Source organism: Pseudomonas sp. P867, from assembly GCF_019891455.1.
GTDB classification, from domain to species: Bacteria; Pseudomonadota; Gammaproteobacteria; order Pseudomonadales; family Pseudomonadaceae; genus Aquipseudomonas; species Aquipseudomonas synxantha_A.
The window spans coordinates 59,583-86,563 of record NZ_JAFLXB010000018.1; the positions used below are offsets into that span (position 1 = coordinate 59,583).

21 protein-coding genes and 4 tRNA genes are annotated in these 26,981 nt (G+C 61.4%); 4 read left to right on the forward strand and 21 right to left on the reverse strand.

All coding sequences use genetic code 11. The features are described from left to right. Positions 1-17: 17 nt before the first annotated feature. The 12 genes from J1G33_RS25375 to leuC all read right to left on the reverse strand — a co-directional run bounded on the left by J1G33_RS25375 (position 18) and on the right by leuC (position 14,060). On the reverse strand, positions 18-674 hold the full coding sequence (locus J1G33_RS25375) for an SPOR domain-containing protein (RefSeq protein WP_223018997.1): 657 nt from the start codon (positions 672-674) through the stop codon (positions 18-20). Beyond that, positions 658-1,965: a bifunctional tetrahydrofolate synthase/dihydrofolate synthase gene (folC, locus tag J1G33_RS25380; RefSeq protein WP_032880250.1), complete on the reverse strand. Its 1,308-nt coding sequence runs from the start codon at positions 1,963-1,965 to the stop codon at positions 658-660. The genes J1G33_RS25375 and folC overlap by 17 nt, the downstream gene beginning before the upstream one ends. Beyond that, positions 1,962-2,882 (reverse strand): acetyl-CoA carboxylase, carboxyltransferase subunit beta, encoded by a 921-nt coding sequence (gene accD, locus J1G33_RS25385; protein ID WP_005789754.1) that lies wholly within the window; start codon positions 2,880-2,882, stop codon positions 1,962-1,964. Before accD ends, folC begins: the two co-directional genes overlap by 4 nt. A gap of 244 nt (positions 2,883-3,126) precedes the next feature. Further along, positions 3,127-3,759 carry a phosphoribosylanthranilate isomerase gene (locus tag J1G33_RS25390; protein WP_005789755.1) on the reverse strand — a complete coding sequence of 211 codons (633 nt, stop codon included), beginning with the start codon at positions 3,757-3,759 and terminating at the stop codon, positions 3,127-3,129. A gap of 63 nt (positions 3,760-3,822) precedes the next feature. Next, complete coding sequence (gene truA, locus J1G33_RS25395; protein WP_005789756.1) at positions 3,823-4,647, reverse strand: tRNA pseudouridine(38-40) synthase TruA; 825 nt, start codon at positions 4,645-4,647, stop codon at positions 3,823-3,825. A gap of 183 nt (positions 4,648-4,830) precedes the next feature. Next, positions 4,831-7,338 carry a FimV/HubP family polar landmark protein gene (locus J1G33_RS25400; protein WP_223018998.1) on the reverse strand — a complete coding sequence of 836 codons (2,508 nt, stop codon included), beginning with the start codon at positions 7,336-7,338 and terminating at the stop codon, positions 4,831-4,833. A 161-nt stretch (positions 7,339-7,499) separates the two neighbouring features. Then, complete coding sequence (locus J1G33_RS25405; RefSeq protein ID WP_223018999.1) at positions 7,500-8,510, reverse strand: aspartate-semialdehyde dehydrogenase; 1,011 nt, start codon at positions 8,508-8,510, stop codon at positions 7,500-7,502. A gap of 254 nt (positions 8,511-8,764) precedes the next feature. Beyond that, positions 8,765-9,877 (reverse strand): aspartate-semialdehyde dehydrogenase, encoded by a 1,113-nt coding sequence (gene asd, locus J1G33_RS25410; protein WP_005789767.1) that lies wholly within the window; start codon positions 9,875-9,877, stop codon positions 8,765-8,767. Between the two features lie 64 nt (positions 9,878-9,941). Then, positions 9,942-11,024, reverse strand: coding sequence for a 3-isopropylmalate dehydrogenase (gene leuB / locus J1G33_RS25415; RefSeq protein ID WP_032880245.1), 1,083 nt, complete (start codon positions 11,022-11,024; stop codon positions 9,942-9,944). A 53-nt stretch (positions 11,025-11,077) separates the two neighbouring features. Next, entirely contained in the window at positions 11,078-11,842 is a 765-nt protein-coding gene (locus J1G33_RS25420) for a class I SAM-dependent methyltransferase (RefSeq protein ID WP_223019000.1), read from the reverse strand. A 144-nt stretch (positions 11,843-11,986) separates the two neighbouring features. Beyond that, positions 11,987-12,631: a 3-isopropylmalate dehydratase small subunit gene (gene leuD, locus J1G33_RS25425; RefSeq protein WP_005789771.1), complete on the reverse strand. Its 645-nt coding sequence runs from the start codon at positions 12,629-12,631 to the stop codon at positions 11,987-11,989. A gap of 10 nt (positions 12,632-12,641) precedes the next feature. Next, the gene (leuC, locus tag J1G33_RS25430) at positions 12,642-14,060 is read right to left on the reverse strand and encodes a 3-isopropylmalate dehydratase large subunit (RefSeq protein ID WP_223019001.1); all 1,419 of its coding nucleotides are present in this window, start codon (positions 14,058-14,060) and stop codon (positions 12,642-12,644) included. Between the two features lie 140 nt (positions 14,061-14,200). Between leuC and J1G33_RS25435 the strand changes: the two genes are divergently transcribed. Both J1G33_RS25435 and J1G33_RS25440 read left to right on the forward strand, forming a co-directional pair. Next, positions 14,201-15,091 carry a LysR family transcriptional regulator gene (locus J1G33_RS25435; protein WP_005789775.1) on the forward strand — a complete coding sequence of 297 codons (891 nt, stop codon included), beginning with the start codon at positions 14,201-14,203 and terminating at the stop codon, positions 15,089-15,091. A gap of 66 nt (positions 15,092-15,157) precedes the next feature. Beyond that, complete coding sequence (locus J1G33_RS25440) at positions 15,158-18,478, forward strand: EAL domain-containing protein (RefSeq protein ID WP_032880242.1); 3,321 nt, start codon at positions 15,158-15,160, stop codon at positions 18,476-18,478. On the opposite strand, the gene J1G33_RS25445 is transcribed toward J1G33_RS25440, so the two are convergent. The 9 genes from J1G33_RS25445 to uvrB all read right to left on the reverse strand — a co-directional run bounded on the left by J1G33_RS25445 (position 18,417) and on the right by uvrB (position 25,040). Further along, positions 18,417-19,397: a tRNA-dihydrouridine synthase gene (locus J1G33_RS25445; protein ID WP_005789777.1), complete on the reverse strand. Its 981-nt coding sequence runs from the start codon at positions 19,395-19,397 to the stop codon at positions 18,417-18,419. The two genes, J1G33_RS25440 and J1G33_RS25445, sit on opposite strands and share 62 nt — an antisense overlap. A 55-nt stretch (positions 19,398-19,452) precedes the next feature. Continuing rightward, positions 19,453-19,887 (reverse strand): thioesterase family protein, encoded by a 435-nt coding sequence (locus tag J1G33_RS25450; protein WP_005789778.1) that lies wholly within the window; start codon positions 19,885-19,887, stop codon positions 19,453-19,455. 87 nt (positions 19,888-19,974) lie between these two features. Continuing rightward, positions 19,975-20,514 (reverse strand): TetR/AcrR family transcriptional regulator, encoded by a 540-nt coding sequence (locus tag J1G33_RS25455; RefSeq protein WP_005789779.1) that lies wholly within the window; start codon positions 20,512-20,514, stop codon positions 19,975-19,977. Positions 20,515-20,696: 182 nt separating this feature from the next. Beyond that, positions 20,697-20,772: transfer RNA gene (locus J1G33_RS25460), tRNA-Glu, on the reverse strand. An 80-nt stretch (positions 20,773-20,852) separates the two neighbouring features. Next, positions 20,853-20,928, reverse strand: a tRNA-Ala gene (locus J1G33_RS25465). A gap of 50 nt (positions 20,929-20,978) precedes the next feature. Then, a tRNA-Glu gene (locus J1G33_RS25470) sits at positions 20,979-21,054 on the reverse strand. Between the two features lie 79 nt (positions 21,055-21,133). After that, positions 21,134-21,209: transfer RNA gene (locus J1G33_RS25475), tRNA-Ala, on the reverse strand. Positions 21,210-21,356: 147 nt separating this feature from the next. Beyond that, positions 21,357-22,838: a glutamate--tRNA ligase gene (gene gltX, locus J1G33_RS25480; RefSeq protein ID WP_005789780.1), complete on the reverse strand. Its 1,482-nt coding sequence runs from the start codon at positions 22,836-22,838 to the stop codon at positions 21,357-21,359. Positions 22,839-23,024: 186 nt separating this feature from the next. Continuing rightward, positions 23,025-25,040 carry an excinuclease ABC subunit UvrB gene (gene uvrB / locus J1G33_RS25485; protein WP_005789781.1) on the reverse strand — a complete coding sequence of 672 codons (2,016 nt, stop codon included), beginning with the start codon at positions 25,038-25,040 and terminating at the stop codon, positions 23,025-23,027. 343 nt (positions 25,041-25,383) lie between these two features. Here uvrB and J1G33_RS25490 point away from each other — a divergent pair, with 343 nt between their 5' ends. Together J1G33_RS25490 and J1G33_RS25495 are read left to right on the forward strand one after the other, a co-directional pair. Beyond that, on the forward strand, positions 25,384-26,580 hold the full coding sequence (locus J1G33_RS25490) for an amino acid aminotransferase (protein ID WP_223019002.1): 1,197 nt from the start codon (positions 25,384-25,386) through the stop codon (positions 26,578-26,580). A gap of 101 nt (positions 26,581-26,681) precedes the next feature. Next, complete coding sequence (locus tag J1G33_RS25495; RefSeq protein ID WP_005789784.1) at positions 26,682-26,891, forward strand: hypothetical protein; 210 nt, start codon at positions 26,682-26,684, stop codon at positions 26,889-26,891. The last annotated feature ends 90 nt before the right edge of the window (positions 26,892-26,981 follow it).

The following is a 26,981-nucleotide window of genomic DNA, read 5'->3' on the forward strand; positions in this document are numbered from 1 at the left end:
GTTAATGCCTGCTTGAATCAGCCGCGCTCTGGCTGGAAGCGCACCACAAACCCATTGAGGTTCTGCTGGCGGCCCAGCAAATCGCGCAGGCGATCAGCCTCGGCGCGCTCGATCAGCGGCCCGACAAACACACGATTCTTGCCATCGGCGCTGCGGATGTAAGCGTTATAACCCTGGGCACGCAGCTTTTTCTGCAAGGCGTCGGCACTTTCGCGATTGGCCAGGCTGGCGAGCTGGATCGACCAACTGATCGGCAGGCCATTGGGATCAATGCGGCCCTGGCCCACATCCGGTTTACCCGGCGCAGCAGGCTGCGGCGCCACAGGCTTGGGCGTTGGCGCCGGTGCAGGCGGTTTGGCAGCGACAGCCGGTGCCGGCGTCGGCTTGACCACCGGCACACTTGGCTGCACCGGCATCGAAGGAGCCGGTTGCGTGGCGACCTCCTCCTCGACAGGTACAGGTTCTTCCGGCAACGCCTGAGGCTCGGGCACCACCACCGGCTCGACCTGAACCTGGGGCACCACCGGCGCCTGGGGCGCAGCGGGCGCTTCAACCACCACCTGGCGCTGCTCGTCCTGACGGGAAAACAGCATCGGCAGGAAGATGACTGCCAACGCCACCAATACCAGGGCTCCAACCATTCGCTGCTTGTATGCGCTATCCAGTAATGCCATGTGCAGCTTCCTCCGTGGAGCGCCGGGCCAGCCATTCGAGCGCCTCGGCAACACAATAAAATGATCCGAACAACAGGATTTCGTCCTCTGCCGTAGCCACCGCACACTGCGCTTCAAGGGCGGCAGTGATGCTTGCATACGACGTCACGGGCGCGCCAAGGTTCTGCAAGGCGGTCTGCAGCTCAACCGCCGGCCGGCTGCGCGGCGTATCCAGCGGCGCAACAGCCCAAGACTGAACACTGCCAAGCAACGGCGCAACCACCCCATCCAGATCCTTGTCGGCCAACAGCCCGAACACCGCCAGTCGACGGCCGGCCGGTAGCGTGCGTGCCAGGCGCTGCGCCAAATAGTGAGCCGCATGGGGGTTGTGCCCCACATCCAACAACAGGTTCAGGCGCTTGCCTTGCCAGTCGAGCACCCGACGATCCAGGCGCCCCACCACTTTCGTCGCCCGCAGGGTTGCGCCGATCTGCTCGGCATCCCACGGCAGATCCAGCAGCAAATAGGCTTGCAGCGCGAGCGCAGCGTTTTCCATCGGCAGGTTCAGCAGCGGCAAATCAAGCAGCTCGACCACCTTGCCACGGGCATCACGCCCGCGCCATTGCCAATGGGTCGCACCGATATCGAGATTGAATTCACGGCCGCGCAGGTAGAACGGGCAATCCAGCTCGCGCACCTTGTCCAGCAAAGGTTGCGGCGGATCCAGGTCGCCACACAGCGCCGGCCTGCCTGGACGGAAGATCCCGGCCTTTTCATAGGACACGGACTCGCGGGTATTGCCCAGGTAGTCGGCATGATCAACACCGATGCTGGTGACCAGCGCCAGGTCGGCATCCACCACATTGACCGTATCCAGGCGCCCGCCGAGGCCGACTTCCAGTACGACCACATCCAGTTGCGCACGCTCGAACAGCCAGAACGCCGCCAGGGTGCCCATCTCGAAATAGGTCAGGGAAATATCGCCACGCCCGGCATCCAGGGCAGCGAAGGCTGCGCACAACTGCTCGTCCGTGGCTTCGACGCCATTGAGCTGTACCCGCTCGTTGTAGCGCAGCAGGTGCGGCGAGCTGTACACGCCGACCTTCAGGCCTTGGGCCTGCAACAGCGCCGCGACAAAGGCACAGGTGGAGCCCTTGCCATTGGTGCCGGTCACCGTGATCACACGCGGTGCCGGCTGGCCCAACCCGAGGCGGGCCGCTACCTGTTGCGAGCGCTCCAGGCCCATGTCGATGGCGGACGGATGCAACTGCTCAAGGTAGGCGAGCCATTCGCCCAGGGTACGTTGGGTCATAGGTTTGCAGGCACCGGCGGCACGACGATTGGCTCGACTTTAGGCGCGACGTACACAGGCGTCGGCAGGCCCATCATTTGCGCCAGCAGGTTACCCAGGCGTGGACGCAGTTCGCCACGCGGGATGATCAGGTCGATAGCACCGTGCTCCAGCAGGAACTCGCTGCGCTGGAAGCCTTCCGGCAGCTTCTCGCGCACGGTTTGCTCGATCACACGCGGGCCGGCAAAACCGATCAGCGCCTTGGGCTCGCCGACGATCACATCGCCGAGCATCGCCAGGCTGGCGGAAACGCCGCCGTAGACCGGGTCGGTCAGTACCGAGATGAACGGAATGCCTTCTTCGCGCAGACGCGCCAGTACCGCCGAGGTCTTGGCCATTTGCATCAGGGAGATCAGCGCTTCCTGCATACGCGCACCACCGGAGGCGGCGAAGCAGATCATCGGGCAACGGTTTTCCAGGGCGTAGTTGGCCGCACGCACAAAGCGCTCACCGACGATGGCGCCCATGGAACCGCCCATGAAGGAAAACTCGAAGGCCGAGACCACCACCGGCATGCCCAGCAGCTTGCCGCTGACCGAGATCAGCGCGTCCTTCTCGCCGGTCTGCTTCTGCGCACCGACCAGACGGTCCTTGTACTTCTTGCTGTCGCGGAACTTGAGACGGTCGACCGGCTCCAGGTCAGCGCCCAGTTCGTTGCGGCCATCGGCATCCAGGAAGATGTCGATGCGCGCGCGCGCGCCGATACGCATGTGGTGATTGCACTTGGGGCAAACATCCAGGGTCTTTTCCAGCTCCGGGCGGTACAGCACCGCGTCGCAGGACGGGCACTTGTGCCACAGACCTTCAGGAACCGAGCTTTTCTTCACCTCGGAACGCATGATCGAAGGGATCAGTTTGTCTACTAACCAGTTGCTCATGCTTTCTTTCTCCAGTACCGGTGGCTTGAACACAGCCCCGCGTATGCCCTTGAGCTAAATTCATATGTGGCGATGATGCCTGCGGGACGGGGTCAGACGTTGGACCTGCCATTTCCCGCCTGCATCCTCAGCCTTCCAGACAACCTGCCAGCGCAGGGTTGCCACTTCATTTCCGGGCCACCCACAGGCGGCGCCGGGCTGTTTTACACAGTGGTAGTTATGGACGGCGGCAGACTGCCAGCCGTCACATCCCGCCACTGCTGTTGCGCACGGCCTGCATGAATGCGCGAATCCTGTTGTGATCCTTGATGCCCTTGCCCTGCTCCACCCCACCGCTGACGTCCACGGCATACGGCCGCACCTGCTCGATGGCAGCCCCGACGTTCGCAGGGTTGAGCCCACCGGCCAGGATGATCGGCTTGCTCAACCCTTCGGGAATCAGCGACCAATCGAACGCCTCACCCGTACCACCCGGTACGCCTTCGACGTAGGTGTCGAGCAGGATCCCGCGAGCGCCGATATACGCGGCACACGCCGCGGCGATATCGTCGCCCGTCTTGACCCGCAACGCCTTGATGTACGGGCGCTGATAACTTTCACACTCATCAGGCGTTTCATCGCCGTGGAACTGCAGCATGTCCAGCGGCACCGCATCCAGGGTTTCATTGAGTTCGCAGCGACTGGCGTTGACGAACAAGCCCACGGTGGTCACGAAAGGCGGCAGCGCCGCAATGATGGCCCGCGCCTGCAGCACATTCACCGCGCGCGGGCTTTTGGCATAAAACACCAGACCGATGGCATCGGCCCCTGCCTCGACTGCCGCCAGCGCGTCTTCTATGCGGGTAATCCCGCAAATCTTGCTGCGAACGGCTGACATGTCGTAGGAACCTCAGGGTTGGACCGAGAAAGTCCCGGATGTTAACAAAAGCTTTTCCGGGCGTCAGCCGCCAAGTTCACTGAAACCTGTGAGGAAGTGTGGCCCGATAAAGCGTTCCGGCAACTGGAACTCGTCGCGGTACTCCACATCCACCAAATACAGGCCAAATGGGTGCGCCGTGACGCCGCCCGTGCGACGAATGCGGCTTTCCAGCACTTCCCTGGCCCACTCAACCGGGCGCTCGCCGGTGCCGATGGTCATCAGCACGCCGGCAATGTTGCGCACCATGTGATGCAGGAACGCTCCGGCGCGAATATCCAGCACGATCATCTTGCCGTGGCGGGTGACTCGCAGGTGATGAACTTCCTTGATCGGCGACTTGGCCTGGCACTGGCCGGCGCGGAAGGCGCTGAAGTCATGCACGCCCACCAGGTGCTGCGCGGCCTCGGCCATGCGCTCGGCATCCAGTGGGCGGTGGTTCCAGGTAATTTCTTCATTGAGATGCGCGGGCCGGATCTGATCGTTGTAGATCACGTAGCGGTAACGCCGGGCGATGGCCTTGAAGCGTGCATGAAAATGCGCCGGCATGACCTTGGCCCAGCTCACACTCACGTCGTGGGGCAAATTGATATTCGCCCCCATCACCCACGCCTTCATCGACCGCTCGGCCTGGGTGTCGAAGTGCACCACCTGGCCACACGCGTGTACGCCAGCGTCGGTACGCCCGGCGCACATCAGCGACACCGGCGAGTCAGCGACTTTGGACAGGGCGTTTTCGAGGGTTTCCTGCACCGTCAGCACGCCGGAGGCCTGACGCTGCCAGCCGCGATAGCGCGAGCCTTTGTATTCCACGCCCAGGGCGATGCGGTAAAAGCCGGCGGCCGCCATTTCGGCGGCCGCGTTATCTATATTTGCCAAGAACTGAGAGCCTGATGAGTTGCGCAAAGGCGGGCATTATAAAGGCGTCGGATGCCTGACGGGCGTTTTGTTATGGATCGATGCCAAACAAATGTGGGAGGGAGCAAGTCGAATCGTCGCACCGCCCCTCCCACACTGTTATAGCGCCTGGCTTTAGATTCGGCCGAGCATTTCCTTGGCTTCGCCACGCTGGTCTTCGTTGCCTTCGACCAAGACTTCATCAAGGATGTCTTTAGCGCCATCGGCATCACCCATGTCGATGTAAGCCTGGGCCAGGTCGAGCTTGGTAGCGACTTCATCCGTGCCTGAGAGGAAATCGAAATCCGGTTCATCATCACCGCCCAGCGCGGCATCCTCGGCCGTGAAGGTCGGCTCGATCGGCGGGTGCTCCAGGCTCTGGGACAATCGGTCCAACTCGGCATTGACGTCGTCCAGTTCCGAGGCAAACGCATCGGGCTTGGCTGCCGGGGCCGTCGGCTCATCAGCCAGGGACAGGTCAAAGTCTTCCGGCAACTCGAATTCGTCCAGCGCGGCAGGTGTCAGGGTGGGCGGCTCGACAGGCGGCACGTCCTTCATCTGCTCCTCAAGTCCCGAGAGGAAGTCGTCATCGGATTTCGACGCTGGCGGATCCAGTTGCAGGTCCAGGTCAAAGTCCGAGAGATCCTGCGCATCGGCCTTTGCCTCAGTCTGTTGTTGCAGCAGTGCTTCAAAGGTTTGCTGGTCCCGGGCGATCTCGGCCGGCGAGGCAGCTTCCAGCTCATCCAGGCTAAGGTCAAAATCGTTGTCGAAGGTGTCCGCCGGCTCAGGCGCGGCCGGCTTGTCATCGAGCAAATCCTTGACGTACTGCGCATCGAGAGCCGCAGCAGCCACGGCGGCGCTGACGCCCGCTGCCAGCACGGCCATGGCCGGGAAGCGGCTCTTGAGCTGCTCGACCTGGGCGTGGTTCTCACCGTTGGCGACCAATTGCCGCTCCTGGGTGACGAAGCCGTCCTTGTCATTCTGCAGGCCGTAGACTTCCATCAGCTTCAAACGCAGGTCGCTGCGCTTGGGCTCATGCTTGATGGCTTGTTCAAGCACATCAGCCGCCTGGTTCAGGTGGCCGCGGTCGATATGGGACTGGGCCTGAGCCAATGCATCGCTGGAATTCTCCTGGGCAACAGCGACGGCCAGGGGTGCGAGCACGGAAGCGACAGTCGGCACGACAACCGGCTCAGCCACCGGGGCAGGCGCTGGCGCGGCGCCCAGCTTGACGCTCGGCGGCGGCACTTCAAGGCCTTCAAAACTGTCGGGCGGCAGGTCCTGGTCAATATTGGGCGTGAACTCAGGCTCTTCGGCCAGCGCCCGCGCCATGCGCAGATGCTTTTCCTCTTCGCGGCGGGCATTGCGATGGCGCGCCCACAGCAACAGAAGCAGCAGCACCACCAGGATGCCTGCCCCGCCAATGATGCCGAGGATAATAGGGTTGGTCAGCAAGTCATTGAACTTGCCTTCGGTGGTAGCAGGTGCCGCGACCGGCTTGGGCGGTTCAGCGGCGGGTGCAGGGGTTGCAGCGGGCGCCGCAGGCTCTGCTGCGGGCTCACCTGCCAGCTGCGCAGGGATTGCAGCCGTAGCCGGCTCACCGTTTTGCGCCTGCAAGCGAGCCAACTGGTCATTCTTCAACTGAATCAGCTTTTGCAACTTGTCCAACTGGCTTTGCAAGTCGGCGGCGCGGCTCTTCAGTTCTTCGTTATCGCGGCGGGTGGTGTCCAGCTCTTCCTGGGTCATCGCCAGCTTGTCGCTCAATGCACGGTTATCACCGGCCTTGCCCTTCGTACCTTGCTTGGCGGCTTCGGCCGAGACCAGGCTCAAGTTGTCCTTGGCCTGGGTGCTCGTCGGCGCATTGCCGGCCTGGGTACGCTTGGTCGCATCCAACTGCGCCTTGCCGGCCACTTGGCCCTTGGGGGTACGACGGCCCTGACGCCATGCGGCGTTCTGCGCGCTGACTTCGGCGATCGCTTGAGGCTGCGCCAGCGCCGTACTTTGCGTGACATCTGGCAGGCGCAGGACCTGGCCGGTTTTCAGGCGGTTGATATTGCCATCGATAAAAGCGTCAGGGTTGAGCGCCTGGATCGCCAGCATCGTCTGCTGGACCGAGGCGCCGTTACGATTCTTCGCGGCGATTTCCCACAAGGTGTCGCGGGACGTGGTGGTGTGCTGGGCGGGCGTGCCGGCGGCAGGTGCGGTACTGGCCGGCGCGCTGGCAGTCGGTGCCGGCTGGTCGAACTTGGCCGGGTCGAGCAGTACGCTGTAGTCACGCATCAAACGGCCATTGGGCCATTGCACCTGCAGCAGGAAGCGCACATAGGAATCGGGCAGCGGCTTGCTGGAGGTCACGCGCACCACGCTGCGACCTTCGGGGTTGATCACCGGGGTGAACGTCAGGTCATCGAGAAACGCCTGGCGGTCAACACCCGCATCCACGAAGGCCTGGGCAGAAGCCAGGCTCGGAGTGATCTCGGCCGCCGTGAGGCCGCCCACATCACGCAATTCGATTTCCACCGACAGCGGCTGGTTCAACTTCGACTTGAGGGTCATCTCCCCAAGTTGCAGCGCCTGCGCCATACCGGAGGACAGCGCCGAGGCGGCCGCTATTGCTAACACCAGTTTGCGAACTTGAACCATAGCCTCATCCTTTGTTTGAACGCTCCCCGCCCTGCGAGAAGGTTGGTAACCGCTGCCATAAGGCATGGCGAGCCGATAGGTCACCGACGCGCTTGTGTTTCACTTGGGACCAAGCATAGCGCCTGGCTAGAATCAATCTACAAATTGCCGCCAAGTATCTTTTACACAAGGCCTTTTATCAACAACTGCGCCAGCTCCACAGCGTTCAGGGCCGAGCCCTTGCGTACGTTATCTGACGTCAACCACAGATTTAGTTCCGCGGGGTCGTCGACACCTGCACGTACGCGTCCTACGTAAACCACATCCTGGCCGACCGCATCGCCTACAGCCGTTGGGTAATCGCCCTCCTCAACCAGCTCGATACCCGGCGCAGCATCGAGTGCACGGTTGACTGCGGCCAGATCGACCGGCGCGGCCAATTGCAACGACACTGTCAGGCTATCGCCGAAAAACACCGGGGCTTGAACGCAGGTTGCGGAAATCTTTAGCAAAGGTGTTTCCAGCACGGCACGCAGCTCGTGTACGAGGCGTTTCTCCAAGGCTGTATGACCTTGGGCGTCTGGCGTACCGACTTGAGCCAGCAGGTTGAACGCCATTTGCCGATCGAAGAACTTCGGCTCCAGTGGACGCACGTTCAATAACTCAGCGGTCTGCCGCGCCAACTCGCTGACGGCCTCCCGGCCCTGGGCAGAGACCGCCAGGTTGGCGGTGACATTCACGCGCTGGATGTCCACCAAACCCCGCAACGGCGCGAGCACTACCGCCAGGTAGGTGGCAGACGGGCTTGGGCTGCCGAGCTGGAACGGCTTTTTCAAACCGTTCAACACCTGGGCGTTGGCCTGCGGCACCACTGGCGGCGCCTGTTCGGCAGGCAATGCACCGGACAAGTCGATCACCGAACAGCCAGCGGCTGTGGCGCGCGGGGCGAAACTCAGGGTCACCGCCGGGCCTGCTGCGAAGAACGCCAACTGCGCCTTGCTGAAATCGAACTCGTCGACCTCTTTGACCCGCACGTTCTTGCCACGAAACGGCACCGAAGCCCCCGCCGAGTTGCTGCCCGCCAGCAAATACAGGGTGCCTACCGGGAAATCCAGTTCTTCGAGGATCTGCACCAGTGTTTCACCCACGGTGCCGGTGGCACCGATCACGGCGATTTCAAAGGTCTGGGTCATGGGGGCTGCCTCGGGCATTGCAGGGGGGAGCGGCACTTTACCGGGTGGCTGGGGGTGAGGCAATTAGCCTGGGCCTTGTGGTGTGGCTGATGGCGCTATCGCAAGCAAGCCCCCCCTCCCACACTTGCCCTCCATTTCAAGGTTGGAACTGGGTCGAATGTGGGAGGGGGCTTGCTCCCGATAGCGCCCGACAGAACAATAAAAAACCCCGCGCCTGTCACCAGAGCGCGGGGTTCTTCAATGCAAGAAAGCGATCAACGCTCCAGCAAAATCCGCAACATGCGACGCAGCGGTTCAGCCGCGCCCCACAGCAGCTGGTCGCCGACGGTGAACGCACCGAGGAACTGGCTACCCATGTTCAGCTTGCGCAGACGGCCCACCGGTACATTCAGGGTACCGGTGACCTTGGTCGGGCTCAGCTCCTGCATGCTGATATCGCGGTTGTTCGGCACCAGCTTGACCCAAGGGTTGTGCTGGCTGATCAAGCCTTCGATATCGGCGATCGGCACGTCTTTGTTCAGCTTGATGGTCAACGCCTGGCTGTGGCAACGCATGGCGCCAATGCGCACGCAGATGCCGTCCACCGGAATCGGGTTCTTGAAGCGACCGAGGATCTTGTTGGTCTCGGCCTGAGCCTTCCACTCCTCGCGGCTCTGACCGTTGGGCAGTTCCTTGTCGATCCACGGGATCAAGCTACCGGCCAATGGCACGCCGAAGTTCTCGGTCGGGTAGGCGTCGCTGCGCATGGCTTCGGCCACACGACGGTCGATGTCGAGAATCGCGCTGGCCGGGTCGGCCAGTTGATCGGCGACAGCGGCATGGGTCGCGCCCATCTGTTTGATCAGCTCGCGCATGTTCTGCGCACCGGCACCGGAAGCAGCCTGATAGGTCATGGCACTCATCCACTCGACCAGGCCGGCTTCGAACAGGCCACCGAGCCCCATCAGCATCAGGCTGACGGTGCAGTTGCCGCCCACGTAGTTCTTGGTGCCGGCATCCAGTTGCTGGTCGATGACCTTACGGTTGACCGGATCAAGGATGATCACCGCGTCATCCTGCATACGCAGGCTGGAAGCGGCGTCGATCCAGTAACCCTGCCAGCCGGCTTCGCGCAGCTTGGGGAAGACTTCGCTGGTGTAGTCGCCACCCTGGCACGTCAGGATCACGTCGAGGGTCTTCAACTCTTCAATGCTGTAGGCGTCCTTGAGCGGGGCAATATCCTTGCCCACGGACGGCCCTTGGCCACCTACGTTCGAAGTGGTGAAAAACACCGGCTCAATAAGATCGAAATCCTGCTCTTCCAGCATCCGCTGCATGAGCACGGAACCGACCATACCGCGCCAACCGATCAGACCTACACGTTTCATCGCAACTACACCTTGTTAAAAAGTGGGCCGCCTTGCAGCAACAACTGCAAGCGGGCCCGAGAGATTACAGATTCCGCAGCGCGGCGACTACTGCGTCGCCCATTTCTTGCGTTCCGACCCTGGTGCAGCCCTGGGACCAGATGTCCCCGGTGCGCAGGCCCTGGTCCAGTACCAGGCTGACGGCTTTCTCGATCGCGTCGGCCGCTTCACTCAGGTTGAAGGTGTAACGCAGCATCATCGACACCGACAAAATGGTCGCCAGCGGGTTGGCAATGCCCTGGCCTGCGATGTCCGGCGCCGAACCGTGACACGGCTCGTACATGCCCTTGTTGTTGGTGTCCAGGGACGCCGACGGCAACATGCCGATGGAACCTGTGAGCATGGACGCCTGGTCGGACAGGATGTCGCCGAACAGGTTGTCGGTGACGATCACGTCGAACTGCTTGGGCGCACGCACCAGTTGCATCGCGGCGTTGTCGACGTACATGTGGCTCAGTTCGACGTCCGGGTAATCCTTGGCCACTTCCTCAACGATTTCGCGCCACAGTTGGCTGGAGGCCAGCACGTTGGCTTTATCCACCGAGCACACCTTTTTGCCACGCACACGGGCCATATCGAAACCGACCCGGGCAATACGGCGGATTTCGCTCTCGCTGTACGGCAGGGTGTCGTAGGCCTGGCGCTCGCCATTTTCCAACTCGCGCACGCCCCGTGGCGAGCCGAAGTAGATACCGCCGGTCAGCTCACGCACGATCAGGATATCCAGGCCCGCCACCACTTCCGGCTTGAGGCTTGAGGCATCGGCGAGTTGCGGGTAGAGGATCGCCGGGCGCAGATTGCCGAACAGGCCCAGTTGCGCGCGGATTTTCAACAGGCCGCGCTCCGGTCGGATGTCACGCTCGATCTTGTCCCACTTCGGGCCGCCCACGGCGCCGAGCAACACGGCGTCGGCCGCACGGGCACGGTCCAGGGTTTCGTCAGCCAGGGGCACGCCGTGCTTGTCGATGGCGGCGCCGCCGATCACGTCGTGGCTCAGCTCGAAGCCCAGGCTGTACTTGGCGTTTGCAAGCTCCAGCACCTTGACCGCTTCGGCCATGATTTCCGGACCAATACCGTCGCCAGGGAGAATCAGAATCTGCTTGCTCATGGGTTCCTCATTTCATCAAGCGACCCGCCCGTGGGCAGGTCGGGAAAAATCAATCAACACTGGGCAAAGACCACCAGCACGTCGGTGCTGAAGGTGCCGTCGGCCTGAATTTCGTAATAATCGCGCACTTCCTGGCCCATCGCCCTTTGCAGCTCAAGGATTGCCGCACGCAGCACCTCTGGCGTGCGCATGCGCTCGACCCACGAGGTGTACTCCAGGCGCAGGCGCTGGCGCAGACTGTTACGCACATGCAGACCGGACTCGCTGAGTTGCTGCATCCACTCGGCGGCGGCGTAATCTCGCACGTGGCTGGTGTCGCGCAGCACTTCGACGGTTTGCAGGTAAGTGTCCAGCAATGGGCTACCCGGTGACAAGACATCCACAAACGCCGCCACCCCGCCCGGCTTGAGCACGCGGCGCACTTCCCGCAGGGCCAGGCCCAGGTCACTCCAGTGGTGGGCCGAATAACGGCTGAACACGAAGTCGAACTCGCCATCGGCGAACGGCAGACGCTCGGCGGCGCCGTGGACGGTGCGGATATTGTGCAGGCCGCGATCTTTCGCGGCGGCGGTGACCACGTCGAGCATCTGCCGGGACAGGTCATAGGCCACCACTTCTTTAACCAGAGGCGCCACCTGGAAACTCACATGACCGGCACCGCAACCCAGGTCCAGCAGCCGTGCAGCGCCCTGCCCGGCCAGCTCGGCCTGCAGCAGCGAAAACTCGGTGCCCTGGGCGTGCACGGCACTGCTCAGGTAGGCCGCAGTCTGTTCGCCGAATTGTTTTTGCACGACTTGGGTATGGGCAGTGGTGGTCATGGTGGCTTTCCTTGGGGTTTGTGGTGGTTGCACTGGCGCTATCGCAGGCAAGCCAGCTCCCACAGTTGACCGAGGTGTTCAGGCGAACATCGATCCATGTGGGAGCGGGCTTGCCCGCGATGGGGCCCGCACGGTTACCGCAAATCAGGCATCGCGAAACAACCAAGGCTGACTCGCCCGGTGCCTGGCTTCAAACGCGGCAATCGCATCGCCGTCCTGCAAGGTCAGGCCGATATCGTCCAGGCCGTTGATCAGGCAGTGCTTGCGAAACGCATCTACTTCAAAGTGATAGACCTTGCCGTCCGGACGGGTGACGGTCTGCGCGGCCAGGTCCACGGTCAACTGATAGCCCACATTCGCTTCCACTTGCTGGAACAGCTCATCCACTTCGGCATCGCTCAAGATGATCGGCAACAGGCCGTTCTTGAAGCTGTTGTTGAAGAAGATGTCGGCATAGCTGGGCGCGATGATGCTGCGAAAGCCGTACTCTTCCAGGGCCCACGGCGCGTGTTCACGGCTGGAGCCGCAACCGAAGTTTTCCCGGGCCAGCAACACACTGGCACCCTGATAGCGCTCGGCATTGAGCACAAAGTCTTTGTTCAGCGGGCGCTTGGAGTTGTCCTGGTAGGCGTAGCCCACATCCAGATAGCGCCACTCATCGAACAGGTTGGGGCCAAAACCGGTGCGCTTGATCGACTTCAAGAACTGCTTGGGGATGATCTGGTCAGTGTCCACGTTGGCACGGTCCAACGGCGCTACAAGACCTGTGTGCTGGGTAAAAGCTCTCATCGGGTATTCCTCAGATCAATTCGCGAACGTCGATGAAACGACCGTTGACGGCAGCGGCGGCGGCCATGGCCGGGCTGACCAGGTGGGTGCGGCCACCGGCGCCCTGACGCCCTTCAAAGTTACGGTTGGAGGTGGACGCGCAATGCTCGCCCGACTCCAAACGGTCCGGGTTCATCGCCAGGCACATCGAACAGCCTGGTTCACGCCATTCAAAACCGGCTTCGAGGAAGATCTTGTCCAGGCCTTCAGCTTCGGCTTGCGCCTTCACCAGGCCGGAACCCGGTACCACAATAGCTTGCTTGATGGTCGAGGCAACCTTGCGGCCCTTGGCGATCACCGCCGCGGCGCGCAGGTCTTCGATCCGCGAGTTGGTGCAGGAGCCAATGAACACGCGATCCAACTGGATGTCGGTGATCGCCTGGTTGGCTTTCAAGCCCATGTACTTCAAGGCACGCTCGATGGAGCCGCGCTTGACCAGGTCGGCCTCTTTGGCCGGGTCCGGTACGTTCTGGTCAACGGCCAGGACCATTTCGGGCGAAGTGCCCCAGCTGACTTGCGGCTTGATCTGCGCAGCGTCGAGTTCGACCACGGTGTCGAACGCCGCATCGGCGTCGGACACCAGGTCTTTCCAGGCTTCGACGGCGGCGTCCCAATCGGCGCCTTGCGGGGCAAACGGGCGACCTTTGACGTACTCCACGGTTTTCTCATCCGCCGCCACCATGCCCACACGGGCACCGGCCTCGATGGACATGTTGCAGATGGTCATGCGCCCTTCGATGGACAAGTCGCGAATGGCGCTGCCGGCGAATTCGATGGCGTGGCCGTTACCGCCGGCGGTGCCGATCTTGCCGATCACGGCGAGCACGATGTCCTTGGCGGTCACGCCAAACGGCAATTGGCCTTCGACGCGTACCAGCATGTTCTTCATTTTCTTGGCGACCAGGCACTGGGTGGCGAACACATGTTCCACCTCGGAGGTGCCGATGCCATGGGCCAGGGCGCCGAACGCACCGTGGGTGGAGGTGTGGGAGTCGCCGCAGACCACGGTCATGCCCGGCAAGGTCGCACCCTGCTCCGGGCCGATCACATGGACGATGCCCTGGCGCACGTCATTCATCTTGAATTCGGTGATGCCGTATTCGTCGCAATAGTCGTCGAGGGTTTGCACCTGCAAACGCGAGACCTGGTCGGCAATGGCCTCGATACCGCCCTTGCGCTCAGGAGTGGTCGGCACGTTGTGGTCCGGCGTGGCGATGATGGAGTCGACGCGCCATGGCTTGCGCCCGGCCAGTCGCAGGCCTTCGAACGCTTGGGGCGAGGTCACTTCATGGATGATGTGACGGTCGATATAGATCAGCGACGATCCATCATCGCGACGTTTCACTTCATGGGAATCCCAAAGCTTGTCGTAAAGCGTTTTGCCGGCCATCAGTCGGTCCTCATCAGCGGTGTTTCTATACGCCGGGCTTTTCAATAACCCTTTGGCTTGTGAGGCTGATGGTATGGCGCTACATTAAATAACTCAAATTCATATTTTTTATGCTTTGGATTACCAACTGGAATAGCACCATGGATCTGGCCAACCTCAATGCTTTTATCGCCATCGCCGAGACCGGCAGCTTCTCGGGGGCCGGCGAACGCCTGCACCTGACGCAGCCCGCCATCAGCAAACGCATCGCGGGCCTGGAGCAGCAATTGAAAGTGCGCTTGTTTGATCGCTTGGGCCGTGAAGTCGGCTTGACCGAAGCCGGCAGGGCCTTGCTGCCGCGCGCTTATCAAATCCTCAACGTGCTGGACGACACCCGCCGCGCCCTGACCAACCTTACAGGGGAAGTCAGCGGGCGCCTCACTCTGGCCACCAGCCACCATATAGGCCTGCACCGCCTGCCACCGATCCTGCGCACCTTCACACGGCAATACCCAAACGTGGCACTGGATATTCAGTTTTTGGATTCAGAAGTGGCCTACGAAGAAATACTCCATGGTCGCGCCGAAGTGGCGGTAATCACCCTGGCGCCCGAGCCGCACCATCTGGTGCGCGCCTCGCCGGTATGGGATGACCCGCTGGACTTTGTGGTAGCGCCGGAACACAGCCTGATCAGCAACGGCTCCATCAGCCTGGCCGATATCGCCAGGCACCCGGCGGTGTTTCCCGGCGGCAACACCTTTACGCACCATATTGTCAGCCGCCTGTTCGAAGCCCAGGGGCTTGCGCCAAATATTGCGATGAGCACCAACTACCTGGAAACCATCAAGATGATGGTGTCCATCGGCCTGGCCTGGAGCGTGTTGCCGCGCACCATGCTCGATGATCAAGTGGCAAGTATCGCTTTGCCGGGCATACAACTCAGTCGCCAGCTAGGCTATATCGTGCATACAGAAAGGACGCTATCGAACGCTGCGCGGGCTTTCATGAGCCTGCTGGATGCACAGGTCGATCTGCCAGGGTTACCGGCATGACACTGTGCGGCCTCGGGTTTCAAGGAAAACCGCGCTGTCTTCTCACCGAGCCAAGGCACATTGACAATGCGCAACCCCGGCGACCCCGTACCCCCCCTGCCCCGCATCTACGCCCTGGACCCCCAAGCGGCGGAGCAAAGCTGGGACAGTGCCCCGCAATTGCTGGCAGCCCTGAATGCCGCCCGGCTGGGCGCCTGGTGCTGGGAAATCGACACGGGAAGAATCAGTTGGTCACGGGGTACTCAAGCGTTATTCGGCTTTGACCCGCATCAACCCTTGCCCAAGGACCTCGACTACCTTGACTTGCTGGCCCCGCAAGACAGCGCACGGGTGGTGCGTGGTTTTCACGCGGTCCTGGCAGGAGAGCCGTTCGAACGGGCCATGCACCATCGCATCCAGTGGCCCGATGGCAGCCTGCACTGGCTGGAAATCAGCGGCAGCCTCGCGCCGGAAAAAGCCGGACGGCGCCGCATGATCGGAGTGATCCGCGAGATCACCCATCAGCGCGACCGCGAACACGCCCTCAGCCACTCCGAAAAGCGCTTCGCCACATTGTTCCATTTATGCCCGAACATGGTGCTACTGACCCGCCAGGCCGATGGCTTGATCAGCGAAGCCAACCAGTATTTCGAAATGCTGTTCGGCTGGCCGGTGGCCGATGCCATCGGCCGTACCACCCTGGAACTGGGCCTGTGGCGCCATCCGGAGCAGCGTGCACTGCTGGTCAAGGCCACCCAGCGCAAAGGCGAACCCATCACCATGGAGGTGCAGTTCTGCGCCAGCAACGGCCAGATCCACGACGGCACGCTCAGCGCCCAGAAGGTGGAACTGGACGGTGAGGCTTACCTGATCAGCACGTTCCTGGACACCACCGAACGCAAAAACGCCGAGCAAGCGCTCAAAGACAGCCAGGAGCGCCTCGACCTGGCCCTGGATTCCGCGCAACTGGGCGCCTGGGATTGGCACATCCCCAGCGGCATGCTCTACGGCTCGGCCCGCGCCGCCCAACTGCACGGGCTCGAACCCGCGCCCTTTCATGAATCCTTCGATGCATTTTTCGAAGGGATGTCCGACCAGGATCGCGAGGGTATGCGCAATGCCTACCGCAGCTTGCGTGAAGGCCCGGACGGCAACTACCAATTGACCTACCGCGTGCAGTTGGAGGACGGCAGCCCACGCTATCTGGAAAGCCGTGCGCGCCTGTACCGCGACGAAGCAGGCAAACCCCTGCGCATGGCGGGCACCTTGCTGGATATCACCGATCAGGTCGAACGCGAGCAACGCCTCACCGCCTCCGAGGAAAAATTTGCCAGCCTGTTCCAGGCCAGCCCCGACCCTATCTGCGTGACCTGCCTGGAAAGCGGCGCTTTTATCGAGATCAACCCGGCGTTTACCCAGACCTTTGGCTGGACAGCCGCCGAAGTACTGGACAAAAGCGCCGAACAAATCGGCCTGTGGGACGACTCCAGCAAGCGCCTGCAACGCATCGAGCGGGTGATTCGCGAACAGGCCCTGAGCAATGTGGCCATCGTGGTGCATCACAAGGACGGCCAAAGCCTGACCTGCGTCATCTCCAGCCGCTTGATCAAGGTCAGCGACCAACCCTGCATCGTCACCACCCTTCGGGATATCACCCAGCAGCAACGCTCGGAAGCTGCCCTCAAGGCCAGTGAAGAGAAGTTCGCCAAGGCGTTTCACTCCAGCCCCGACGCGATTTCAATCACCGAACGCGACACCGGCCGTTATGTGGAGGTCAATGACGGTTTTTGCCGCCTGACCGGTTACCGCACCGAAGAAGCCATCGGCCTGACCCTGTACCAGATCGGCATCTGGGCCGATGAAAACCAGCGCGCGGCATTATTGGCCGAGTTGCAGATCAAGGGCCGCATCCATCATCTGGAAATGCTCTGGCACAACAAACGAGGCGAGGTGCTGGCGGTGGAGGTCTCGGTCGAGCCGATCACCCTGAACGAAACCCCCTGCCTGCTGCTGACCGCACGAGACGTCAGCCTGCTGAAAAACGCCCAGGCGCAGATCCGCCATCTGGCCTATCACGACCCGCTCACCAACCTGCCCAATCGCGCACTGCTGATGGACCGCCTGAGCCAGCAGATCGCCCTGCTCAAGCGCCACAACCTGCGCGGCGCCCTGCTGTTCCTCGACCTCGACCACTTCAAGCACATCAACGATTCCCTCGGCCACCCGGTGGGCGATACCGTGTTGAAAATCGTCACCGCACGCCTGGAAGCCAGCGTGCGCATGGAGGACACCGTGGCACGCCTGGGCGGCGATGAGTTTGTGGTGCTGCTCAGCGGTCTTGAGGGTAAGCGCCAGGAGGTCAGCGACCAGGTGCAAAGCGTGGCCGATACATTGCGTGAGTTGCTGTCGGAGCCGATGTTCCTTGACGGCCATCGTTTGCAGGTCACGCCCAGCATCGGCGTAGCGCTGATTCCCGACCACGGCACCACGCCAGCCGATTTGCTCAAGCGTGCCGACATCGCCCTGTACCGCGCCAAGGATTCAGGGCGCAATACCACACAGATGTTCCACAACAGCATGCAAAAAACCGCCAGCGAGCGCCTTCGCATGGAGACCGACCTGCGCCTGGCCCTGTCACGCGGCGAGTTCAGCGTGCATTACCAGCCCCAGGTGGATGCGCGTGGCAACCGGATTGTGGGGGCCGAGGCCCTGGTGCGCTGGCAACATCCGCAACTGGGCGCGCAGTCGCCGACGGAATTTATCAAGGTATTGGAAGACAGCGGCCTGATCCTGGAAGTCGGCACCTGGATTCTCGATGAAGCCTGCGGCGCCTTTGCCCAGTTGATTGCCGACGGTCTGGTAGACCCGCTCAATTTCAGCCTGTGCGTGAATATCAGCCCGCGGCAGTTTCGCCAGAACGACTTTGTGGAACGGGTAGAACACAGCCTCAAGCAGCATCAACTGCCCTCCAGCCTGCTGAAACTGGAGATCACCGAAGGCATCGTGATCCAGAACCTGGACGATACCGTGGCGAAGATGCGTCGCCTGAAAAAGCTCGGCGTGAGCTTCGCAATGGATGACTTCGGCACCGGCTACTCATCCCTGACCTACCTCAAGCGCCTGCCCGTGGATGCATTGAAAATCGATCAGTCATTCGTACGCGATGCCACCCACGACCCTAATGACGCCGAGATCATCCGCGCCATCGTAGCCATGGCGCGCAGCTTGAACCTGGACGTGATCGCCGAGGGCGTGGAAACCCCGGAGCAACTGGCGTTCCTGCAAAAGCTGGGCTGCCATTTATTCCAGGGTTATCTGCACAGCCGTCCGTTGCCGATAGAAGGCTTCAGGCGGTTGCTGGAACAGGGTCGAGCGGGACCGGATGCTGCATGCCCAGCAGACGGCTGACGCATTGCAGGTCGGTCTCGCGGCGCAGCGCGGTGAACAGCTCCACCGCCTGCGGGTAGTTGCGCGTCAGCATCGCCAGCCATTGCTTCAAGCGGCCGGGTGCCTGTTTTTCAGTCAGTTGCGCCACCGACTGGCGCCAGAACTCCTGAAGCATCGGCTGCATCTGCGCCCAGGTCATCTCGACCACTTCCTCACCGGCCTTGGCCGCCACAATCTGCCTTGCCAGGTCAGGACGCGCCACCAGGCCACGGCCGAGCATGATGTCTTCGGCGCCACTGATTTCACGGCAACGCTTCCAATCTTCGACGCTCCAGATATCACCATTGGCAAATACCGGCACCTTGACCACGTCCTGCACCCGCGGGATCCACTCCCAGTGGGCCGGCGGCTTGTAGCCATCGGCTTTGGTGCGCGCGTGGACGACGATATGTGCAGCACCGCCCTCGGCCAACGCGGTGGCGCATACCAGCGCGCCATCCGGGCTGTCGAAGCCCAGGCGCATCTTGGCGGTCACGGGAATGTGGGCGGGCACGGCACGGCGCACGTGCTCGACGATCTGGTTGAGCAGCTCCGGCTCCTTGAGCAGCACCGCGCCACCCCGGGACTTGTTGACGGTCTTGGCCGGGCAACCAAAGTTCAGGTCAATCACCTCAGACCCCAGCTCACAGGCCAGGGCAGCGTTTTCGGCCAGGCACACCGGGTCGGAGCCGAGCAGTTGCACACGCAGCGGCACACCCGCTGCGGTATGGGCACCGTGCAGCAGCTCCGGAGCGAGCTTGTGGAAATAGGCCGGGGTGAGCAGGCGGTCGTTGACACGGATGAACTCGGTCACACACCAATCGATACCGCCCACGTGGGTCAACACGTCCCGCAGGATGTTGTCGACCAACCCCTCCATGGGCGCCAAAGCAATTTGCATGGAAAACACTCAACAAAAATCGTGGCGCAGTTTACTGGGTTTCCGGCGAGGACCGTTAACCCCCTGTCAGGGCGGGACCGTAACCTTCAATAAACTCGGCAGGCATACGCTTGGGTTTGCCGCTGGACAACTCGATGCACACAAAGGTGGTTTGCGCGCGCAGCAGCGTCGCGCCGTCGCGGGGGCGTACCAGTTGGAAACGACGGGTCATTTTCAGGCGCTGATCCCAGTCGACGATCCAGGTGGCCAGTTGCAGCTCATCGCCTTCATAGCCTGCCGCCAGATAATCGATCTCATGGCGTACCACCGCCATGGCGCGGTCCAGGCGGCGATACTCGGTGAGGTCCAGACCCAGGCGCTGGGAGTGGCGCCAGGCGCAACGCTCAAGCCAGGACACGTACACCGCGTTGTTGGCGTGCCCGAGGCCGTCGATGTCTTCAGGCGCAACCTGCAGATCGATGATAAACGGCGTTGCCAAATCCCAGCCCATGCCTTGCTCCAGTCGATTGATGTCGGCGGGGCAGTGTATCAGGCGGTTTGCCGCTGCTGTAGACGGCGGCAGTCGAGGCGCGCCTCTTCAGCGCACCGCCGACTTGGCCGCTCGGATTACGCGGTCCGACAACTCACCCGGCCCCAGTGCGCGAGCCAATGTCAGGCCACCCACCATCAAGGCCATGTCCGCCAGCGCCTTGTCGATGTCTTCAGGGCTGTCGGCCAGCTGCGCAGTCATCAGCTCCACGTGCTCGCTCAAGACCTCGCGAAATGCGTCGGGCAAGCGACCCATCTCGCCAACTGTGGCCGGCAAGGGGCAGGCCTGGGAGGTTGAATCACGATGCTTGCGTGACAGATAGAAGGCCGCCACCAGCGCCCGACGCTCTTCGCCGGTGAGCTGCGTGTCCAGATCGTCGATAGAGGCCCGGCGCTGCGCCAGCAACTGGCTGAACGCCTCCAGCATCAACGCGTCCTTGCTTTCAAAGTGCGCGTAGAAACCACCGACGGTCAGCCCTGCCGCCCCCATGACCTCCCCCACACTCGGCTCAGCCGGGCCGCGCTGGATCAATGCCGCGCTGGCAGCCTGCAAAATACGTTCGCGGGTTTGCGCTTTTTTATCGCTCATCAAGGCCTCCGACTTTCATGGGTTGGATATTATTACCATAATAATATTGCGCAAGCGAAAGGTACGACCGCCGGTCAGAACAAAAAAATGGAATCAATCAAGAAAATGGCCGAACGCCAGACAAACAAAAGGGCCATTCAATAATTGAATGACCCTTAAAAATCCCGCAAAGCGGGTAATCGTGGCGTCCCCTAGGGGACTCGAACCCCTGTTACCGCCGTGAAAGGGCGGTGTCCTAGGCCACTAGACGAAGGGGACACAAACCTTCTATACACTGATCAGCGCTGAGAACTGATCGATTCAAGGACGGTGTGGCCGGAACCTTGAACCTGTAAAATTGGTGGAGCTAAACGGGATCGAACCGTTGACCTCTTGCATGCCATGCAAGCGCTCTCCCAGCTGAGCTATAGCCCCGGATTTTTCGTCTCGCGACGCAGCAGACCTTTCGAGCTGCTTGTTGAAACTGGCGTCCCCTAGGGGACTCGAACCCCTGTTACCGCCGTGAAAGGGCGGTGTCCTAGGCCACTAGACGAAGGGGACGAAACCTTCTGTACATCTGATCAGAGCTGAGACCTGATCAATTCAAGGACGGTGTGGCCGGAACCTTGAACCTGTAAATTGGTGGAGCTAAACGGGATCGAACCGTTGACCTCTTGCATGCCATGCAAGCGCTCTCCCAGCTGAGCTATAGCCCCTCATCGGTGAGGACGGGGCGAATCTTAATGGCGGTTTGGAAACGTGTCAAATTTATTTTCAACAATTTTCAAAATTTTTTGCCGGGATAACAATCACTTACCGACGAAACCCCGGAAAACCGGGGTTTCGTCACTGCAACGGCCTGCTTAAGCGATGGCGCCCAGCAGCTTTTCCCATTCCTTGTTTTCTTTCTTCGACACACCACCAAGCAAATCAAGGGCTTGGCGCAGGCGGAAACGGGTCAGGTCCGGGCCGAGGATTTCCATCGCATCGAGCACCGACACCGAACTCGCTTGCCCGGTGATCGCGGCAAACATCAGCGGCATGGCATCGCGCAGTTTCAGCTCAAGGGATTCCACCACCGCCTGGATCGTGGCCGTGATCGCATCTTTTTCCCACTGGCGCAGGCTTTCGAGCTTCCACAGGATCAACTGCATCAGTTGGCGAACCTGGTCGCCGGAGAGCTTTTTGGATTCAAACAGCTTGGCATCCGGGTTCACGCCGCCGGCAAAGAAGAAACTGGCCAAGGGCGCGACCTGGCTGAATGTCTCTACCCTGCCCTGCACCAACGGCGCAATCTTCATCATGTACTCGGGGTTCAACGCCCATTGCTGCACGCGGCTGGCAAACTCTTCCACGGGCAAGTCACGCAGCCACTGGCCGTTGAGCCACGACAGCTTCTCGATATCGAAGATCGGCCCGCCGAGGGAGACACGGGAGAGATCGAAGTTGTCGACCATTTCCTGCAACGAGAATTTCTCGCGCTCGTCCGGCATCGACCAGCCCATGCGGCCCAGATAGTTGAGCATCGCCTCAGGCATAAAGCCCATGCGCTCGTAGAACGTTACCGACGTTGGGTTCTTGCGCTTGGACAGCTTGCTCTTGTCCGGGTTACGCAGCAGCGGCATGTAGCACAGCTGCGGTTGCTCCCAGCCGAAGTATTCGTACAGCAGGATCAGTTTCGGCGCCGATGGCAGCCACTCTTCACCGCGCAGCACATGGGTGATGCCCATCAGGTGATCGTCGACCACGTTGGCCAGGAAGTACGTCGGCAAGCCGTCGGTCTTCATCAACACTTGCATGTCCATGCGGTCCCACGGGATTTCGACGTCACCGCGCAGCATGTCCGGCACCACGCACACGCCTTCGCTCGGCACTTTCATGCGGATAACGTGGGGTTCGCCAGCCGCCAGGCGTGCGGCCACTTCTTCTTTGGACAGCAGCAGCGCGCGACCATCGTAGCGCGGGGTCTCGCCACGGGCCTGTTGCTCGGCGCGCATCTGGTCAAGCTCTTCGGCGGTGCAGAAGCACGGGAAGGCGTGGCCCATGTCGACCAGTTGCTGGGTGTATTGCTTGTAGATGTCGCTGCGCTCGCTCTGGCGATACGGGCCATGCGGGCCGCCGACGTCCGGACCTTCAGCCCAGGTAATGCCCAGCCAGCGCAAGGCATCGAAAATCTGCTGTTCCGACTCACGGGTGGAGCGCAGTTGATCGGTATCTTCGATCCGCAGGATGAATTCACCACCATGCTGCTTGGCAAAGCAGTAGTTGAACAAGGCGATGTAAGCAGTACCGACGTGGGGATCCCCAGTAGGCGATGGCGCAATGCGCGTGCGGACGGTGGTCATGGCAGGTCTCGAATGGGCGATAAAACTGAAAATTGAAACAAGGGGCGAATGGTAACAGCCTGGGGGATATCTGGAAAACCGAGGCGCGGCCATCGCAGGCAAGCCAGCTCCCACATTTTGACCGCGTTCACAGATCAATGTGGGAGCCGGGCTTGCCCGCGATGAGGCCAGCCCAATCAACGCAAATTAAACAGCCAACAGACGCTCGCGCAACTTGCCAATCTCATCCCGCGTCTGCGCCGCCGCCTCAAACTCCAGGTCCCGAGCCAGCTGGTACATCTTCTCTTCCAACTGCCGAATCCGCTTGGTGATCTCACTCGGCGAGCGCAGTTCGTTCTCGTACTTGGCACTTTCCTCGGCAGCCTTGGCCATGCCCTTGCGCTTCTTGCTGCGCGAGCCGGGCACGGTGGCGCCTTCCATGATGTCGGCAACGTCCTTGAACACGCCCTTGGGGGTGATGCCGTGTTCCAGGTTGAACGCGATCTGTTTGTCGCGACGACGCTGGGTCTCGCCAATCGCCCGCTCCATGGAGCCGGTGATGCGGTCCGCATACAGGATCGCCCGGCCATTGAGGTTACGCGCCGCCCGGCCGATGGTCTGGATCAACGAGCGCTCGGAGCGCAGGAAGCCCTCCTTGTCCGCATCCAGAATCGCCACCAGCGACACTTCGGGCATGTCCAGGCCCTCACGCAGCAGGTTGATCCCCACCAGCACATCGAAGGTCCCCAGGCGCAGGTCGCGGATGATCTCTACCCGCTCCACGGTGTCGATGTCCGAGTGCAGGTAACGTACGCGCACGCCGTGGTCGGCCAGGTAGTCGGTCAAGTCTTCGGACATGCGCTTGGTCAATGTGGTAACCAGCACCCGCTCTTCCAGGGCCACGCGCTTGTTGATCTCCGACAGCAGATCGTCGACCTGAGTCAGCGCCGGGCGGATTTCAATCTCCGGGTCCACCAGGCCAGTAGGTCGCACCAACTGCTCGATCACGCGACCAGCGTGCTCGGCTTCATAGTTGCCGGGCGTCGCCGACACAAAGATGGTCTGCGGGCTGATGGCCTCCCACTCGTCAAAGCGCATTGGCCGGTTGTCCAGCGCCGACGGCAGGCGGAAGCCGTACTCCACCAGGGTTTCCTTACGCGAGCGGTCGCCCTTATACATGGCCCCCACCTGCGGCACGCTGACGTGGGATTCGTCGATCACCAGCAAGGCGTCCGGCGGCAGGTAATCATAGAGGGTCGGCGGCGGCGCCCCGGATTCGCGACCCGACAGGTAGCGCGAGTAGTTTTCGATGCCGTTGCAGTAGCCCAGCTCCAGGATCATTTCCAGGTCAAAACGGGTGCGCTGCTCAAGGCGCTGGGCTTCCACCAGCTTGTTGTTGGAACGCAGGTATTCCAGACGCTCGGCCAACTCGACCTTGATACCCTCGATGGCGCCCATCAGGGTTTCACGCGGGGTCACGTAGTGGCTTTTCGGGTAGAAGGTAAAGCGCGGCAGCTTGCGGATCACCTCGCCGGTCAACGGGTCGAAGGCCGACAGGCTTTCGACTTCGTCATCGAACAGCTCGATGCGGATCGCTTCCAGGTCGGATTCGGCCGGGTAGATGTCGATCACATCGCCGCGCACCCGGAAGGTGGCGCGGGCGAAGTCCATGTCGTTACGGGTGTACTGCAGGCTCGCCAGGCGGCGCAGCAGTTCGCGCTGGTCGAGTTTGTCGCCACGGTCAACGTGCAGCACCATCTTCAAGTAGGTTTCGGGGCTGCCCAGACCGTAGATGCACGACACCGTGGTGACGATGATCGCGTCCTTGCGCTCCAGCAACGCCTTGGTCGCCGACAGCCGCATCTGTTCGATATGGTCGTTGATCGATGCATCCTTCTCGATAAAGGTATCGGAGGACGGCACGTAGGCTTCGGGCTGGTAGTAGTCGTAGTAGGAAACGAAGTACTCAACCGCGTTGTTGGGGAAGAACGCCTTGAACTCGCCGTAAAGCTGCGCGGCCAGGGTCTTGTTCGGCGCCAGCACCAGGGTCGGGCGGTTGGTCTGGGCGATCACGTTGGCGATGCTGAAGGTCTTGCCGGAACCGGTCACCCCAAGCAGCGTCTGGTGCGCCAGGCCGGCCTCGATGCCTTCGACCATCTGGCGAATGGCTTCCGGTTGATCGCCGGCGGGTTCAAAACGGGTAACGAGCTGGAAATCCGACATAACGTACCTCGTGAAGTCACCCCAGACTCGACACCGCCAGGGACGAAATAGCTCAGCAACCCGCGAATAATCATCGCAGGTTGCAGGAAAAAACCATGATAGCTGTAGAAGTGGTGGCGAATGTGACGGGTTTCAAGGCTGACGTCCTACATGTCCTTTCCCTTCAAGGTTGCAATAAGACTAACGGTCAGCAAATAAACCGAAAAACTTGGCCGAAAAGCCATTTCGGCTGTCGCCCTGCGCGGTGATGGCCTCTATACTAGCTCCCCGTTTGTGCACCGCTCTAGTGCATTCGGCTGGAGCGCGACACGTCCCTCCCTTCCCCCATAGAGCTGCCGCAAAAATGAGCCTGTTCTCCGCTGTCGAAATGGCACCACGCGATCCTATCCTGGGCCTCAACGAAGCATTCAACGCCGATACACGAACCACCAAGGTCAACCTTGGCGTGGGCGTTTACTGCAACGAGGAGGGGAAAATTCCACTCTTGCGTGCCGTTGCCGAAGCGGAAGCCATTCGCGTGGCGCAACACGCCGCCCGTGGCTACTTGCCGATCGACGGTATCGCGGCCTACGACCAGGCCGTGCAGAAGCTGCTGTTTGGTGCGCAGTCGCCGCTGCTGAGCGCCGGCCGTGTGATTACCGCCCAGGCCGTCGGCGGTACTGGCGCGCTGAAAATCGGCGCAGACTTCCTCAAGCAACTGCTGCCCAACGCCGTCGTCGCCATCAGCGACCCAAGCTGGGAAAACCACCAGGCGCTGTTCGAAAAAGCCGGTTTCCCGGTGCAGACGTACCGTTATTACGACGCGGCCACCCATGACGTGAACCGTGCCGGCCTGCTCGAAGACCTCAACGCCCTGCCACCACAGTCCATCGTGGTGCTGCACGCCTGCTGCCACAACCCGACCGGCGTCGACCTGAGCCCGGCCGACTGGCAAGACGTGCTGGAGGTGGTCAAGGCCAAGAACCTGGTGCCGTTCCTCGACATGGCCTACCAGGGCTTTGGCGATGGCATCGACGAAGACGCCGCCGCAGTGCGCCTGTTCGCTGAGTCGGGCCTGACCTTCTTTGTGTCCAGCTCGTTCTCCAAGTCGTTCTCGCTGTATGGCGAGCGCGTAGGCGCGCTGTCGATCGTCAGCGAGTCCAAGGAAGAAAGCGCGCGCATCCTGTCCCAGGTCAAGCGCGTGATCCGCACCAACTACTCCAACCCGCCCACCCACGGCGCAGCCATCGTTGCCGCAGTGTTGAACAACCCTGAGCTGCGCGCTCAGTGGGAAGCCGAGTTGGCCGAAATGCGCCTGCGCATCCGCGGTATGCGCGAGCAGATGGTGGCCGAGCTGGCCAAGGCTGCGCCAGGTCATGACTTCAGCTTCGTCGGTCGCCAGCGTGGGATGTTCTCCTACTCCGGCCTGACCGTTGAGCAAGTCACACGCCTGCGTACCGAGTTTGGCATCTATGCACTGGACACCGGGCGTATCTGTGTGGCGGCGCTGAACCAGTCGAACATTGGTGCGGTGACCAAGGCGATTGTCGAGGTGCTGTAAGCCGGCAAGCGTTAGACGAAGGGGGAAGCCATTGGCTTCCCCCTTTTTATTGGCGAACACACTAGACTGAACGTCGACTGCCTCCTTGCTGCGAGAACCCTATGAGAAACGATGACCTGGACCTGCGCGCCGACCGCGACGAATTGCACGACTATGCCCCACGCGCACCGCAAGCCAAGCGCCAGAAGAGTTTGGTTCTGCAAGTGGCGTTAGGTGTATTTCTTGGAGGGTTGGCTTTATGGCTGGTGCAACTGGGTGCAACGGCGATCATGGCCAAACTGGCGATGGGCACCCTGCAATTTGGCGGCTGATGCAAGACACCTGTGGGAGCTGGCTTGCCTGCGATAGCAGCGGTTCAGTTAAAGATTCATTGACTGACACACCGCTATCGCAGGCAAGCC

Excerpts from the sequence above, each read along its gene's own strand:
- leuB (WP_032880245.1), bottom strand. The coding sequence starts at position 11,024 with ATGAGCAAGCAGATTCTGATTCTCCCTGGCGACGGTATTGGTCCGGAA.
- asd (WP_005789767.1), bottom strand. The coding sequence starts at position 9,877 with ATGAAACGTGTAGGTCTGATCGGTTGGCGCGGTATGGTCGGTTCCGTG.
- gltX (WP_005789780.1), bottom strand. The coding sequence starts at position 22,838 with ATGACCACCGTCCGCACGCGCATTGCGCCATCGCCTACTGGGGATCCC.
- J1G33_RS25445 (WP_005789777.1), bottom strand. The coding sequence starts at position 19,397 with ATGCAAATTGCTTTGGCGCCCATGGAGGGGTTGGTCGACAACATCCTG.
- truA (WP_005789756.1), bottom strand. The coding sequence starts at position 4,647 with ATGGCGGCCGCCGGCTTTTACCGCATCGCCCTGGGCGTGGAATACAAA.
- J1G33_RS25390 (WP_005789755.1), bottom strand. The coding sequence starts at position 3,759 with ATGTCAGCCGTTCGCAGCAAGATTTGCGGGATTACCCGCATAGAAGAC.
- J1G33_RS25420 (WP_223019000.1), bottom strand. The coding sequence starts at position 11,842 with ATGACCACCACTGCCCATACCCAAGTCGTGCAAAAACAATTCGGCGAA.
- J1G33_RS25490 (WP_223019002.1), top strand. The coding sequence starts at position 25,384 with ATGAGCCTGTTCTCCGCTGTCGAAATGGCACCACGCGATCCTATCCTG.
- J1G33_RS25375 (WP_223018997.1), bottom strand. The coding sequence starts at position 674 with ATGGCATTACTGGATAGCGCATACAAGCAGCGAATGGTTGGAGCCCTG.
- J1G33_RS25495 (WP_005789784.1), top strand. The coding sequence starts at position 26,682 with ATGAGAAACGATGACCTGGACCTGCGCGCCGACCGCGACGAATTGCAC.
- accD (WP_005789754.1), bottom strand. The coding sequence starts at position 2,882 with ATGAGCAACTGGTTAGTAGACAAACTGATCCCTTCGATCATGCGTTCC.
- leuD (WP_005789771.1), bottom strand. The coding sequence starts at position 12,631 with ATGAGAGCTTTTACCCAGCACACAGGTCTTGTAGCGCCGTTGGACCGT.
- uvrB (WP_005789781.1), bottom strand. The coding sequence starts at position 25,040 with ATGTCGGATTTCCAGCTCGTTACCCGTTTTGAACCCGCCGGCGATCAA.
- J1G33_RS25400 (WP_223018998.1), bottom strand. The coding sequence starts at position 7,338 with ATGGTTCAAGTTCGCAAACTGGTGTTAGCAATAGCGGCCGCCTCGGCG.
- J1G33_RS25455 (WP_005789779.1), bottom strand. The coding sequence starts at position 20,514 with ATGAGCGATAAAAAAGCGCAAACCCGCGAACGTATTTTGCAGGCTGCC.
- folC (WP_032880250.1), bottom strand. The coding sequence starts at position 1,965 with ATGACCCAACGTACCCTGGGCGAATGGCTCGCCTACCTTGAGCAGTTG.
- J1G33_RS25440 (WP_032880242.1), top strand. The coding sequence starts at position 15,158 with ATGCGCAACCCCGGCGACCCCGTACCCCCCCTGCCCCGCATCTACGCC.
- J1G33_RS25435 (WP_005789775.1), top strand. The coding sequence starts at position 14,201 with ATGGATCTGGCCAACCTCAATGCTTTTATCGCCATCGCCGAGACCGGC.
- J1G33_RS25450 (WP_005789778.1), bottom strand. The coding sequence starts at position 19,887 with ATGGGCTGGGATTTGGCAACGCCGTTTATCATCGATCTGCAGGTTGCG.
- J1G33_RS25405 (WP_223018999.1), bottom strand. The coding sequence starts at position 8,510 with ATGACCCAGACCTTTGAAATCGCCGTGATCGGTGCCACCGGCACCGTG.
- leuC (WP_223019001.1), bottom strand. The coding sequence starts at position 14,060 with ATGGCCGGCAAAACGCTTTACGACAAGCTTTGGGATTCCCATGAAGTG.